Genomic DNA, 12,690 nt, shown 5'->3' with positions numbered 1-12,690 from the left:
CCACCCTTTGTAGGAGAGTCGCGCCTCGGGGGAGGCCGCTGTCCGTTGGGGGGCAAGGGGATGAACAAGGCGATTTGCGCCGCTATCGCGCTGGGCGGCACGGTGTGCGTCGCGCTGCCGGCGACGGCGGCGCGGCATCCGCAAAAGCGCACCGTCGCGGAGGCGCGGTTCGGGCTGATCAGCGGGCGCTCGCCGCGCATGGGGCCGCAGGTCGTGCGGCGCGGCGGCTATACCGCGCTCACCGACATGGTCCGCCCGCGCTTCTTTCGCGGGATGACCGACATCTATCCGGTTTCCGGCGCGGGCTTTCACGTGTCGATCGGCAGCCGCTATTTCGCGCGGCCCAATTTCTGGGCGACGGCGGAACAAGCGTCGCGCGGCGTGCTGTTCGACCCACACTGGCGCGGCGGCGGCGGGGTCGCGGTTGGGTTCCGGCGCCGTACCTGGGCGCTCACCACCGGCTACGACGCCGAAGTCGCGCCGCGGCTGGTGATCGGAATCGAGGGCGGGGCGCTGAAGGGACGGGCGATCAACCCCGGCCCGCGCGGCGGGGCCTATCGGCTGAGGGAGGGCAGCGCCAATCGCGCCGGGCTCAACCCGATCGCGACGCTGGCGGTGAGGTTCGCGTTCTGAGGCTGCGTTAGCGACTTCGCAACCACGGCCCGCGCACGATGCGGCCATGAACATTCGCGAAATGATTGCCGCGGTGCGCGACGATTATGTCGAGCAATTGCGCGATTTCATCACGGCGGAACGGCTGCGGTACTCTGACGTCTTCGCCGAACGTCGGGTCGAGGCACCCAACAGCAAGATGTTCGCGCGCGCCTACGTCGCCGATGTCAGTTTCGGCGATCCGGTCACGCGCATGTCCGACCTGGTTCCGCGCCCGCGCGCAGGCAAGCTGCCGCCCGTGACGCTGAATACGCCGGGCATCGCGATCACGTTCGACGAATTGTGGTGGCACGATGTGCGGATCGAGCATGACGGCAGCTACGACGGGCGCTCGATTTCGCTGTGGTTCGACCGCTGGTTCCCGCGCGCCGACCCCGCGCGGGCCCGCGAGCATGACGGCGCAGGCCTGATCCATAGCGTCACCGTCGACGAGAAATGGATCACGGTCGACTTCGGATCGGCGGCGATCGGCGCGCTGTTCGAATTGCTGACCGTCACGCAACGGTGCGGCGCGAAGACAGCGTGGGTGTCGGCCGGAACGACCGAGCCGGGGGTGCGCGCGGCTAGCGGTAATTGAAGCTGATGCTGATGCGGTCGTGGTTGGCCGCGTTGGGCATCACCTCGTGCCGCAGCCAGCTTTCCCACAGCAAGACCCGGCCCTCGCCAGGTTCCACATAGACGAATGTGTCGGGCCGCGACGGCGCCGCCATCATCAGCGGCAGGCGCGGATCCTCGAGCCGCAGCGCCCCCGATCCCGGCGGCACCAAGATATAGAGCGTCCCCGACACCACCGAATGCGGGTGGATATGTCCCGAATGCGTGCCTCCAGGCTTGAGGACGTTGACCCACAGGCTGTCGAGCTTGAGCTTCTTGGCGAGCTCGAACCCGCAGTCCCGCGCGAACGCCGCGACGTGCTTGTCGAGCAGCTTGACCAGGTCGCCGAAGCGCGGGTCGCGGATCGGCAGATCGTCGAGCGATGCGTAGGAGGTATAACCGCGATAGCCATGCTCCTTCGACCAGTTGCGCCCGGCGCGATCCTGTTCGGCGAGATCGCGGCAGGCATCGGCCAGTTCCGCGACCAGCGCGTCGTCGCCGAGCGCCGCGTCGTAGAACCGGGTAGCGAAAAGGGTGTTGATAGTCATCGATTGCCGTGAAGCATGTCGGAGCCTGACTAGCAAATCACGACGTACGTTATCCGCAATGTCGCAAGAAAGCGTACCGAATTTGGCTATTTGCTTTTGCCGCAGCAGTACCGAAATTTCCGGCCGGTACCGCAGCCACATATCCTATTTCCCGCGATGCGCTCCCATTCCGGTTCGAGCGATTTCAGGGTTTCGAAGCCAATGTGACGAATATAGGCCTTCTCCAAGTGCTCAAGCGGAAAGGATTCACCGTTGACGGTGCCAATCCATCCGGCGGCATTCTCGTTCGCGATCCGATGAAACTGTTCATCGAGTTCAGGATCAACGTGGGCGCCGCCAGCCTGATTGGCGACAAACAGCACGAAGCCGTTACGCTCCATGACTTCGCCTTCAGCGGTCCGAAATACCGGCTGCTCCCACCAAGCCGGCAAGGCAAGCACGCTTGGCGGAAAAGGTCCTTCATCGAGCAAGGGCCTATAAGCGATGTCTGCGCCTATCTGCACCATCACGAGCGGCGCCTCGCTGAGTAGGTTGGCCGGATTTAGTGAGGGGCAATAGGAGATGAATGGAACGTTCGTGAGACCTAATTGGCTTATGACTGATTGCGACTGTCCACGGTCATAAACTAGTACACGAATAGCTAGCGCGATCCGTCGAAATTCGTCAGTCTCGCCGCGGTCATATGCCTCGCACGACGACCGAAGAAAACCAAGCTGGGCTCGAAATTCTTCTTCGATCGCAGTGAGTGGTCGCACAACTCGCGAGCGTTTGGTCGACATCATTCGGCTTTCATCAATGATGCAAAGTAAATAGGTAGCGCAAGCTTGCCAGCAAGTACCGCGTTTAGGTCTCGCTCTGAAGCCGCAGCGCGATGTCGTTCATGAAGCGCACGTCGTCGCCCTGCGCCAGCCAATCCGCTTCCGCCGCAATCGCGCCGAGCAGGTCGGTCAGCGGTTCGATCTCCACCTTGGCGTAATTGCCCAGCACGTGCCCGGTCACGCGGTCCTTGTGCCCGGGATGGCCGATCCCGATCCGCACGCGGCGGAACGCATCGCCGATATGCTGGACGGTCGATCGCATGCCGTTGTGCCCCGCGGTCCCGCCGCCGCGCTTCACGCGGACCTTGAACGGCTCGAGGTCGAGCTCGTCGTAGAACACCGTCACGTCCTCGGGCGTGAGCTTGTAGAAGCGCATCGCCTCGCCGATCGAGCGGCCGCTCTCGTTCATGAAGGTCGCGGGCTTCAAGAGCAGCACCTTCTCGCCGCCGACGCGCCCTTCCTGCGTCCAGCCCTGGAATTGCTTCTTCACCGCGCCGAAATCGTGCACCTCGGCGATCGCGTCGACCGCCATGAAGCCGACGTTGTGGCGATGCATCGCATATTGCGCGCCGGGATTGCCCAGGCCGACCCAGAGTTGCATGGCGCCTTCCCTAGACGCGAAAGGGGCGCGCGATCCAGCGGATCGCGCGCCCCAATCGTTTTCGACAATGCGAAGCCGGTGTTACTCGGCCGTATCGCCCTCGGCGGGAGCTTCGGTCGCGGCAGCTTCACCCTCCGCGTCGGCGGTCTCGGCCGGCGCCTCGGCGCCACCCGCTTCGGTCTCGTTATCGCCTTCGGTCGACTTCAGCGCCGACGGGGCGATGATCGTCGCGATGGTGAAGTCGCGGTCGTCGATCGCCGACTTGGCGCCCTTGGGCAGCGCGACGTGCGAAATGTGGATCGAGTCACCAACCTCGAGACCCTTGAGCGAAATCGCGATTTCGCCCGGAATGTCGGCGGCATCGACGATCAGTTCGAGCTCGTGCCGCACGACGTTCAGCACGCCGCCGATCTTGATGCCCTTGCACTCTTCCTCGTCGGTGAAGTGCACCGGCACGTTGACGTGGACGGTCGCGTGCTCGCTGATGCGCAGGAAGTCGACGTGGAGCGGACGGTCGGTGACGACGTCGAACGCCACGTCCTTGGGCAGCGTGCGGGTCGGCTTGCCGTTGCCGGTGTCGACCATCACGACGGTGTTCATGAAATGCCCGGTCATCAGCGCGCGGACCAGCGCTTTCTCTTCCACGTGGATCGAGATGGGGTCCTGCTTCATGCCATAGATGACGGCGGGCACGCGGCCGTTGCGGCGCAGATCACGCGAGGCTCCCTTGCCTCCACGGTCGCGCGTCTCGGCGGCGAGCGTCAGTTGGTCGCTCATTGATAGTCTCCGAAATACGTTTGGTTCAGGATATTTCCGCGCACGCCTCCAGGGATGACCACGCTGCGGAAGCGCGCGCCACTAGCGGAAAGGTGCTAAGGGCGCAAGCCACGCCTGACACGGAGACGGTATGCCGCCCCACGAAGAACGACCGTTGCGCGACCAACTTGTCGAGGCGCGGGCGGGGATTGTTGCGCAACTGCGCGAGCTGGAGTCGCCGCACTATTTCGTTGCGGGCAACAACCACGAGATCATCGCCACGCTTCGGGCCGAATTGAACGAAATAGACCAGTTATTGAGTGGGGATGGGGACGGAGAGACTAACGGGCTCTACTGAACGCGCTCGACCTTGAATCCCTTGGCCGCGAGCATATCGACGATCGAATCCTTCCCCACCAGATGCCCCGCGCCGACCGCGACGAGCAGCGTGGCCTTCGGCCCCATCTGGTTCGCGATCCACGCGGCCCAGCGGCGATTGGCGGCGGTGACGAGGAACGGGCGGAGTTCCTTCGACGCGCTCGCCTTGTCGAGCGCGGCCAGGTCGCCCTGTTCCCACGCGTCGAGCACGCTTTCGTAACGCGGCCCGCCGAGCGATTCGTCGAGCATGCGGTGCTGGAGCTGCGGCGGCAGGATGTCGAGCGCGCGGATTTCCGCGCCGGGTTGCTCGAGCGCCTCGCGATGCTTGCCGGCGAACGCGGCCCACAGCATTGCGTCGACCCCGTCCTTCGCCGTCGCACCCGCGTCGAGCGCGTCGCCGGTGCCGAGCATCACCGCGGCGGCCCAATCCTTGTACCCGTCGAACGCGTCCGCCGGCTGGCCGGTCCGCGCGATCGCCTGGTCGAGCGCGTCGCGCCGTTGGGGGCCGAGCCGCTCGGTCAGCGGGCGCAGACCGGGCGCCTTGGCGATCGTGGCGAAATCGTCCCTGGCATCGGGATCGCTCTCCAGCACCAGCGTGTCGGCGTCTGCAATCGCGCGCTCGACCGCGGCGTCGCGCCAGTCGGTCCCGGGCGGGAGCAGATGCATCGACCCGAGCAGGTAGACGGTCGTGTCGCCGTCGCTGACCTTCCACATCGGCGGCGTCGCCGGCTCGGACGCGAGCGAACACCCACCGAGCGCCGCCAGCGCGACAGCGATCAGGGCGCGGGCGCGGATCAATAGGCGACCCGCGTCGCGGTCAGGTTCAGGGCCTTCAGCTGCTCGATCACGCTTTGCTTGCCCGCCAGATGCCCCGCGCCGACCGCGATGAACACCGTCCCCGGCTTGGCCAATCGCGCCTTGATCCACTGCGCCCAGCGCGCGTTGCGGTCGAACAGCAGCGCCTTCGCCAGTTCGGGCGAATCGGTCAGCCCCTCGTTCATGATCTCGCCGAGCGCGGCCGGGTCGCCGCGCGACCAGGCGCCGACCATCTTGTCCATGTTCTCGGCGGTCTTGGGCAAGTCCTTGAGCGTCGATTCGAGGAAGGTCAGCTGGACCGGTTGGGACAGGCCCGACAGGAAGCCGATCTGCTGCTCCGCGGTCTCCAGCCCCTCGACCGGCTTCTTCTCGGCGGCGGCCGCCTCGGTCAGCACGCTTTCGGGCCCGCTCTTCGGGTCGTAGCCGAGCTTCATCAGCGGCAGGATCGACAGCGTCGTCGCGGCGAACCACGGCCGCGCATGGTCGAACGCGGCGGCGGGCAAGCCGTTGTCGGTCAGCGCCTTGAGGTACATCGGCTGCTCGTCGGCGGGCAGTTGCGACGACAGCGTCGGCCCGGTCATGTCGAACCCCTTGGCCATCACCAGTCCCTGCATCGCCGCGGGATCGGGCTGGACCAGTTCGAGCACCAGTTCGTCGGACGAATCGAACGCCTTCTTCACGCCCTCGTCGAACCACGACAGCCCGGGCTTGAGCACATGGACCGTGCCGAACAGATAGATCGTCGTGTCGGCATCCTTGACCACCCACAGCGCGGGATCGGCATCGACCATCGCCGGCGCCGCCTTGAGCTTGTCGAGCGCGTCCTGAATGGTGACGACCGCTTTCGCGGGCGGCTGGGCCGGCGTTGCGGTCTGTGCTGCGGCGATGCCGGCGGCGGTCAATCCGAGCAGGATAAGCAGTTTACGAAGCATGATGGTCCTTTGGTTCGCGTCCCGACGACAATTAGGTAGCTCCAGCCAAATGACCAAGAGGTGAAGCGGCATTGACCCTCCGCGCCCCCTGCGCCAGAGGCTTTTGCACTGCACCATGACCCAGCCGCTCTCCTTCCAGCGCATGATCCTGACGCTCCACGATTATTGGAGCGAACGCGGCTGCCTGATCCTCCAGCCGTACGACATGCGGATGGGGGCGGGGACGTTCCATACCGCGACGACGTTGCGCGCGCTCGGGCCGGACCCGTGGAACGCCGCGTTCGTCCAGCCATGCCGCCGCCCGACCGACGGGCGCTATGGCGAGAACCCCAACCGGCTGCAGCATTATTACCAGTATCAGGTGATCCTGAAGCCCAGCCCGCCCGATTTGCAGGACCTCTACCTCGGCAGCCTCGCGGCGATCGGGATCGACACCGCCAACCACGACATCCGCTTCGTCGAGGACGATTGGGAAAGCCCGACGCTCGGCGCGTGGGGACTGGGCTGGGAAGTGTGGTGCGACGGGATGGAAGTCACCCAATTCACCTATTTCCAGCAGATGGGCGGGTTCGACTGCAAGCCGGTCGCGGGCGAGCTGACCTATGGGCTCGAACGGCTCGCGCTGTACCTCCAGAACAAGGACAGCATCTACGACCTCGCGTACAACGACGCTGGCGTGACCTATGGTGACGTGTTCCTCGAAAACGAGATCGAGCAATCCACCTGGAACTTCGAGGTCGCGGACACCGAGACTTTGTTCGACCTGTTCCGCAAGGCCGCCGCCGAGTGCGAGAATTGCCTCGCGCACCAGCTCCCGATCCCGGCCTACGAACAGGCGATCGAGGCGAGCCACATCTTCAACCTCTTGAACGCCCGCGGCGTGATCTCGGTCGCCGAGCGACAGGCTTATATCGGTAGGGTGCGCGACCTCGCAAAAGGCGCGTGCGCGGCGTGGATGGACAAGAACGGGTGGGTGGCGTGATGGCGACATCAGATCCTCCCCGGGACGGGGAGGTGGCGCGAAGCGCCGGAGGGGGCTCGCGATCGCTCCGCCGGCCCGACGTCTACGAAGCGCGTAGAGCTCGGCGCGAGATGAGCTTGCCCGAAGTCCTGCTGTGGCAACGGCTGAAAGGTTCACCGCAGGGGGTCGCGTTTCGCAAGCAGCATCCGATCGGCGGCTACCGCGCCGATTTCTACTGCGCGTCGGCGGAGCTGGTGATCGAAGTCGACGGCATGGCGCACGATATGGGCAATCGGCCCGAGCGCGACGCCGAGCGGACGGCGTGGTTGGAAGCCCAAGGCTATCGCGTTCTTCGCATTCCGGCGGCTGACCTGCTGCGTGACGCCGACGCTGCGGCCCAATCGATCGTATCGTTTGCGGCCCGCCCCCTCCACCGTCCTTCGGACGGTCCCCCTCCCCGTGCCGGGGAGGATTTGTGACCGATTTCCTGCTTGAACTGCGCTCCGAGGAAATCCCCGCGCGGATGCAGGACAGGGCGCGCGACGATCTCGCGCGGCTGTTCGCGGGCGAGCTGGAGAAGGCGGGGTTACGCGCCGACGCGATCGTGACGTTCGCGACCCCGCGCCGCCTCGCGCTGATCGCGCGCGATTTGCCGGCCGAAACCGCAGCGACCGCTGAGGAAGTGAAGGGCCCGCGCGTCGGCGCGCCGCCGCAGGCGCTCGACGGGTTCCTGCGCAAGACTGGCTTGTCCGAGGATCAATTGGTCGAGCGCGACGGCGTGCTGTTCGCGGTGATCGACAAGCCCGGGCGCAAGACCGCCGACGTGCTGGCCGAGGCAATCCCCGCGATCGTCCGCCAGTTCCCTTGGCCCAAATCGATGCGCTGGGGCGAGGCGTCGCTGTCGACCGAGAGCCTGCGCTGGGTCCGCCCCTTGCACGGCATCGTCGCGTTGCTTGGCGAGGATGTGGTGCCGTGCGAAGTTGCTGGCGTGCAATCCGGCGCGGCCACCTTGGGGCATCGTTTCCACCATCCCGGCGTCATCACGATCGGCAGTGCGGCGGATTATGCCGAGAAGCTCCACGCCTGCCACGTCATCGTCGACCAGGACGAGCGCCGCGCGATCATCCGCGACCGTGCCGCCGCGTTGGCGGCCGACGCCGGATTGGAATTGATCGAGGACGAAGGGCTGGTCGCCGAAAACGCCGGGCTGACCGAATGGCCCGTGCCGCTGCTCGGCCGCTTCGACGAAGCGTTCCTCGAAGTCCCGCCCGAGGTGATTCAGCTCACCGCGCGCGTGAACCAGAAATATTTCGTGTGCCGCGACGGTGACGGCAAGCTCGCCAACGCGTTCGTCTGCACTGCCAACATCGACGCGGCGGACGGCGGCGCGAAGATCGTCGAGGGCAACCGCAAGGTCCTCGCCGCGCGGCTCAGCGACGCGCGCTTCTTCTACGACACCGACCTCAAGGTGCCGCTCGAGGAGCAGGCGACAAAGCTCGAGAAGATCGTCTTCCACGAAAAGCTCGGCACCGTCGCCGACAAGGTCGAGCGCGTCGCGACGCTTGCGCGCTGGTTGGTCGAGGAGGGGATCATATCCCCTCTCCCCTCGGGAGAGGGGCAAGGCGCGCAAGCGCCGCGAGGTGAGGGCGGGGTCGATGCGGCCAGCGGTTCGACCCAGCCCTCACCCCTCGCGCCTGGCAGCGCTCGCCCCTCTCCCGAGGGGAGAGGGGAATTGGCTAACCTCGCCGAACGCGCCGCGCGGCTGGCCAAGGCCGACCTCGTCACCGGCATGGTCGGCGAGTTCCCCGAATTGCAGGGCCTGATGGGCGGCTATTACGCCGCCGCGCAGGGTGAGGACGCCGCGGTCGCCGAGGCGGTGCGCGATCATTACAAGCCGGTCGGGCAGGGGGATGAGGTGCCGACCGCCCCGGTGACGGTGGCGGTGTCGCTGGCGGATAAGATCGATACGCTGGCGTTGTTCTTTGCGGTGGGATTGCCGCCTTCAGGCTCAAAAGATCCGTTTGCCCTGCGTCGGGCTGCTCTCGGCGCTATAAAAATTATCACGATGAACGACATTCGCGTTGATCTGCGGGAATTGGTCACAGCCTCAATCATCATCGCGTCTGAGTTGCCGGAAGTAAGTTGGCGGATTGGCGAAGCTGGGGTCTCACTGTCTGTGGGCCTGCTCCCGTTTCGCATGCCCGAGCCTGAAATTGTGGATGCCCTTGGCGAGCGCTTTTATGCGAAGGCGGTTGCCGACTTCTTCGCCGACCGCCTCAAGGTCCAGCAACGCGAGGCCGGGGTCCGGCACGACCTGATCGACGCCGTGTTCGCGCTCGGTGGGGAGGACGACCTCGTCCGCCTGCTCGCCCGCGTCCGCGCGCTGCAATCGTTCGTCGGGACCGAGGACGGCGCGAATCTGCTCGCGGGGTACAAGCGCGCCGCGAATATTTTGAAGAAGGAAGGGTACACCCCTCTCCCATCGGGAGAGGGGCAAGGCGCGCATGCGCCGCGGGGTGAGGGCAGGGTCGATACGGCCAGCGGTTCGACCCGGCCCTCACCTCTCGCGCCCGACGGCGCTCGCCCCTCTCCCGGGGGGAGAGGGGATTTTTCCCTTTCCTACACGCCCGAAAAGGCAGAGGCTGACCTGATCGCCGCGCTCGATGCAGCCGGGCCAGCGGCCGCCGATGCGGTGGCGCGGGAGGATTTCGAGGCCGCGATGGCGGCGCTCGCGACGCTCCGCTCGCCCATCGACGCGTTCTTTGAGGCTGTGACCGTGAACGATGCCGATCCGGCGAAGCGCGAGGCGCGGCTGGCGCTGCTCGCCCGCGTGCGCGACGCGGTCCATTCGGTCGCCGACTTCTCGAAGATCGAGGGATAGCCTCGTCACTGCGAACATTCGGAACATTCAAACTCGCCTCCCCAGCGAAATCAGATACTTAGAGGACGGCCATGACTCAGTACGTGTATCGCTTCGGCGGCGGGGTGTCGGACGGGGGACGGGGCGACAAGAATCTGCTCGGCGGCAAGGGCGCGAATCTCGCCGAGATGGCGTCGATCGGCCTGCCGGTGCCGCCGGGGTTCACGATCTCGACCGAGTTTTGCGCGGTCTATTACGACGAAGGTGCGAAGTTTCCTGAGAGCTTAAAGGCCGAAGTCGCGCAGGGCATCGCGCATATCGAGGGCGTGACGGGCAAGACATTCGGCGATGCAGCGGACCCGCTGCTCGTCTCGGTCCGCAGCGGCGCGCGGGCGTCGATGCCGGGAATGATGGACACCGTCCTCAATCTGGGGCTCAACGACGAAACGGTGGTCGGCCTCGCCACCGCGTCGGGCGACGAGCGGTTCGCGTGGGACAGCTATCGCCGCTTCATCCAGATGTATTCGGACGTGGTGCTCGAACTCGACCATGATGCGTTCGAGGATGCGCTGGAGATCGCCAAGGAAGACAAGGGCTATTACCTCGACACCGACATGACCGCCGCCGACTGGCGTGCGCTGGTCGACAAGTACAAGGCGCTGGTGGTCGAACTTTGGGACAAGCCCTTCCCGCAGGACGTCCACGACCAACTGTGGGGCGCGGTCGGCGCGGTGTTCGGCTCATGGCAGTCGGAGCGCGCCAAGGTTTATCGCCGGCTGAACGACATTCCGGCGTCGTGGGGCACCGCGGTCAACGTCCAGGCCATGGTGTTCGGCAATATGGGCGACACCAGTGCCACCGGGGTCGCCTTCACGCGCGACCCGGCGAAGGGCGACAACGCCTATTACGGCGAGTTCCTGATCAACGCGCAGGGCGAGGATGTCGTCGCGGGAATCCGTACGCCGCAATATCTGACGAAGGCCGCGCGCGAGGCGGCGAACGCCAAGCCGCTGTCGATGGAAGAGGCGCTGCCCGAGGTGTACGGCGAACTGGCCGGCGTGTTCGATACGCTCGAGACGCACTACCGCGACATGCAGGACATCGAGTTCACGGTCGAGCGCGGCAAATTGTGGATGCTCCAGACGCGGAGCGGCAAGCGGACCGCGAAGGCCGCGCTCAAGATCGCGGTCGACATGGCCGAGGAAGGGCTGATCAGCCGCGAGGAAGCGATCGCGCGGGTCGATCCGGCGGCGCTCGACCAGCTGCTCCACCCGACGCTCGATCCGCAGGCGGCGCGCGATGTGCTGACGCGCGGGTTGCCCGCCAGCCCCGGCGCGGCAAGCGGCAAGGTCGTGTTCGACGCCGACACCGCGGAAAAGCGCGCGGGCGCCGGCGACGCGGTGATCCTGGTGCGGACCGAGACGTCGCCGGAGGACATCCACGGCATGCACGCGGCGAAGGGTATCCTGACCGCGCGCGGCGGGATGACCAGCCATGCCGCGGTGGTCGCGCGCGGCATGGGCCGGCCGTGCGTGTCGGGCGCGGGGTCGCTGTCGATCGACGCCAAGGCGCGCGTGATGCGCTGCGCGGGGCGTGAGGTGAACGAGGGCGACGTCATCACGATCGACGGCGCGTCGGGCGAGGTGATGATCGGCGAAGTGCCGACCATGCAGCCCGAGCTGGCGGGCGATTTCGGCACCTTGATGGCATGGGCGGACAAGGTGCGCCGGCTCAAGGTGCGCGCCAACGCCGAAACCCCGCTCGACGCCAAGACCGCGCGCGAGTTCGGCGCCGAGGGCATCGGGCTGTGCCGCACCGAGCATATGTTCTTCGACGCCGCGCGGATCACCGCGGTGCGCCAGATGATCCTCGCCGAGGACGAGAAGGGCAGGCGGGCGGCGCTCGACAAGTTGCTGCCCGAACAGCGCGGTGATTTCGTCGAGATTTTCGACGTGATGGCCGGGCTGCCGGTGACGATCCGCCTGCTCGATCCTCCCTTGCACGAATTCCTGCCGCACGAGGAAGAGGAGTTCGCCGAGGTCGCCGCCGCCGCCGGGGTCGAGGTCGACCACCTCAAGCGCCGCGCCGCCGAGCTCCATGAGTTCAACCCGATGCTCGGCCATCGCGGGTGCCGGTTGGGCGTGACCTATCCCGAAATCTACGAGATGCAGGCGCGCGCAATCTTCGAAGCGGCGGTGAGCCTGACCGAGGCGCCGGTGCCCGAAATCATGATCCCGCTCGTCGCGACGCGGCGCGAGCTCGAGCTGATGAAGGCGGTAGTCGACAAGACGGCGGAAGCCGTGTTCGCGGAGACCGGCAAGCGTGTCGACTACCTCGTCGGCACGATGATCGAACTGCCCCGTGCCGCACTGCGTGCCGGCGACATCGCCGAGGTCGCCGAGTTCTTCTCGTTCGGCACCAACGACCTGACGCAAACCGCGCTCGGGGTCAGCCGCGACGACGCCGCGCGATTCCTGCAGAGCTATGTCGACAAGGGGATCTACGCGAAGGACCCGTTCGTCAGCATCGACGTCGAGGGCGTCGGTGAGTTGATCGAGATCGCTGCCGAACGTGGTCGCGCGACGCGACCCGAGATCAAGCTCGGCATTTGCGGCGAGCATGGCGGCGACCCCGCCTCGATAGCGTTCTGCGAGCGCGTTGGGCTCGATTACGTGTCGGCATCCCCCTACCGCGTACCGATCGCGCGGCTCGCCGCTGCCCAGGCCGCACTAGCAAAAGCTTGACGGATTCGCG

13 protein-coding genes are annotated in these 12,690 nt (G+C 66.2%); 7 read left to right on the top strand and 6 right to left on the bottom strand.

What is annotated here, in order from left to right; genetic code table 11:
- The first annotated feature begins 60 nt into the window (after positions 1-60).
- On the top strand, positions 61-633 hold the full coding sequence (locus tag E7773_RS13950; RefSeq protein ID WP_293992426.1) for a hypothetical protein: 573 nt from the start codon (positions 61-63) through the stop codon (positions 631-633).
- 46 nt (positions 634-679) lie between these two features.
- Positions 680-1,249 (top strand): hypothetical protein, encoded by a 570-nt coding sequence (locus tag E7773_RS13945; RefSeq protein WP_293992422.1) that lies wholly within the window; start codon positions 680-682, stop codon positions 1,247-1,249.
- On the opposite strand, the gene E7773_RS13940 is transcribed toward E7773_RS13945, so the two are convergent.
- The 4 genes from E7773_RS13940 to E7773_RS13925 all read right to left on the bottom strand — a co-directional run bounded on the left by E7773_RS13940 (position 1,236) and on the right by E7773_RS13925 (position 4,010).
- A complete protein-coding gene (locus E7773_RS13940; RefSeq protein ID WP_293992420.1) occupies positions 1,236-1,814 on the bottom strand; it encodes a TIGR02466 family protein in 579 nt (192 codons plus the stop codon). The genes E7773_RS13945 and E7773_RS13940 overlap by 14 nt on opposite strands.
- 86 nt (positions 1,815-1,900) lie before the next feature.
- Positions 1,901-2,596 (bottom strand): hypothetical protein, encoded by a 696-nt coding sequence (locus E7773_RS13935; RefSeq protein ID WP_293992418.1) that lies wholly within the window; start codon positions 2,594-2,596, stop codon positions 1,901-1,903.
- A gap of 61 nt (positions 2,597-2,657) precedes the next feature.
- Positions 2,658-3,233: an aminoacyl-tRNA hydrolase gene (gene pth, locus E7773_RS13930; RefSeq protein WP_293992416.1), complete on the bottom strand. Its 576-nt coding sequence runs from the start codon at positions 3,231-3,233 to the stop codon at positions 2,658-2,660.
- Positions 3,234-3,314: 81 nt separating this feature from the next.
- Positions 3,315-4,010, bottom strand: coding sequence for a 50S ribosomal protein L25/general stress protein Ctc (locus tag E7773_RS13925; RefSeq protein ID WP_293992414.1), 696 nt, complete (start codon positions 4,008-4,010; stop codon positions 3,315-3,317).
- Positions 4,011-4,140: 130 nt separating this feature from the next.
- On the opposite strand from E7773_RS13925, the gene E7773_RS13920 reads away from it, so the two are divergent.
- Positions 4,141-4,347 carry a hypothetical protein gene (locus tag E7773_RS13920; protein ID WP_293992412.1) on the top strand — a complete coding sequence of 69 codons (207 nt, stop codon included), beginning with the start codon at positions 4,141-4,143 and terminating at the stop codon, positions 4,345-4,347.
- Here the strand turns inward: E7773_RS13920 and E7773_RS13915 are convergent.
- Positions 4,341-5,165, bottom strand: a complete 825-nt coding sequence (locus E7773_RS13915; protein WP_293992410.1) for a TraB/GumN family protein — start codon at positions 5,163-5,165, stop codon at positions 4,341-4,343. The two genes, E7773_RS13920 and E7773_RS13915, sit on opposite strands and share 7 nt — an antisense overlap.
- Entirely contained in the window at positions 5,162-6,115 is a 954-nt protein-coding gene (locus E7773_RS13910; protein ID WP_293992407.1) for a TraB/GumN family protein, read from the bottom strand. Before E7773_RS13910 ends, E7773_RS13915 begins: the two co-directional genes overlap by 4 nt.
- Positions 6,116-6,230: 115 nt before the next feature.
- Here E7773_RS13910 and E7773_RS13905 point away from each other — a divergent pair, with 115 nt between their 5' ends.
- From E7773_RS13905 to ppdK, 4 genes are all read left to right on the top strand, one after another.
- The gene (locus tag E7773_RS13905) at positions 6,231-7,097 is read left to right on the top strand and encodes a glycine--tRNA ligase subunit alpha (protein ID WP_293992404.1); all 867 of its coding nucleotides are present in this window, start codon (positions 6,231-6,233) and stop codon (positions 7,095-7,097) included.
- Between the two features lie 32 nt (positions 7,098-7,129).
- Positions 7,130-7,555 (top strand): DUF559 domain-containing protein, encoded by a 426-nt coding sequence (locus E7773_RS13900; RefSeq protein ID WP_293992401.1) that lies wholly within the window; start codon positions 7,130-7,132, stop codon positions 7,553-7,555.
- The gene (glyS, locus tag E7773_RS13895) at positions 7,552-9,957 is read left to right on the top strand and encodes a glycine--tRNA ligase subunit beta (RefSeq protein WP_293992398.1); all 2,406 of its coding nucleotides are present in this window, start codon (positions 7,552-7,554) and stop codon (positions 9,955-9,957) included. Before E7773_RS13900 ends, glyS begins: the two co-directional genes overlap by 4 nt.
- Before the next feature lie 71 nt (positions 9,958-10,028).
- Positions 10,029-12,680, top strand: coding sequence for a pyruvate, phosphate dikinase (ppdK, locus tag E7773_RS13890; protein ID WP_293992396.1), 2,652 nt, complete (start codon positions 10,029-10,031; stop codon positions 12,678-12,680).
- Positions 12,681-12,690: the final 10 nt, after the last annotated feature.

The sequence above is a fragment of the Sphingomonas sp. genome (genome assembly GCF_004799495.1).
In the GTDB taxonomy this organism is placed as follows: domain Bacteria; phylum Pseudomonadota; class Alphaproteobacteria; order Sphingomonadales; family Sphingomonadaceae; genus Sphingomonas.
Note: the sequence above shows the minus strand (reverse complement) of the source record. Positions and strands in the feature narration are given on the sequence as shown.

Excerpts from the sequence above, each read along its gene's own strand:
- pth (WP_293992416.1), bottom strand. The coding sequence starts at position 3,233 with ATGCAACTCTGGGTCGGCCTGGGCAATCCCGGCGCGCAATATGCGATG.
- E7773_RS13950 (WP_293992426.1), top strand. The coding sequence starts at position 61 with ATGAACAAGGCGATTTGCGCCGCTATCGCGCTGGGCGGCACGGTGTGC.
- E7773_RS13905 (WP_293992404.1), top strand. The coding sequence starts at position 6,231 with ATGACCCAGCCGCTCTCCTTCCAGCGCATGATCCTGACGCTCCACGAT.
- E7773_RS13925 (WP_293992414.1), bottom strand. The coding sequence starts at position 4,010 with ATGAGCGACCAACTGACGCTCGCCGCCGAGACGCGCGACCGTGGAGGC.
- E7773_RS13940 (WP_293992420.1), bottom strand. The coding sequence starts at position 1,814 with ATGACTATCAACACCCTTTTCGCTACCCGGTTCTACGACGCGGCGCTC.
- E7773_RS13910 (WP_293992407.1), bottom strand. The coding sequence starts at position 6,115 with ATGCTTCGTAAACTGCTTATCCTGCTCGGATTGACCGCCGCCGGCATC.
- E7773_RS13945 (WP_293992422.1), top strand. The coding sequence starts at position 680 with ATGAACATTCGCGAAATGATTGCCGCGGTGCGCGACGATTATGTCGAG.
- ppdK (WP_293992396.1), top strand. The coding sequence starts at position 10,029 with ATGACTCAGTACGTGTATCGCTTCGGCGGCGGGGTGTCGGACGGGGGA.
- E7773_RS13935 (WP_293992418.1), bottom strand. The coding sequence starts at position 2,596 with ATGATGTCGACCAAACGCTCGCGAGTTGTGCGACCACTCACTGCGATC.
- E7773_RS13920 (WP_293992412.1), top strand. The coding sequence starts at position 4,141 with ATGCCGCCCCACGAAGAACGACCGTTGCGCGACCAACTTGTCGAGGCG.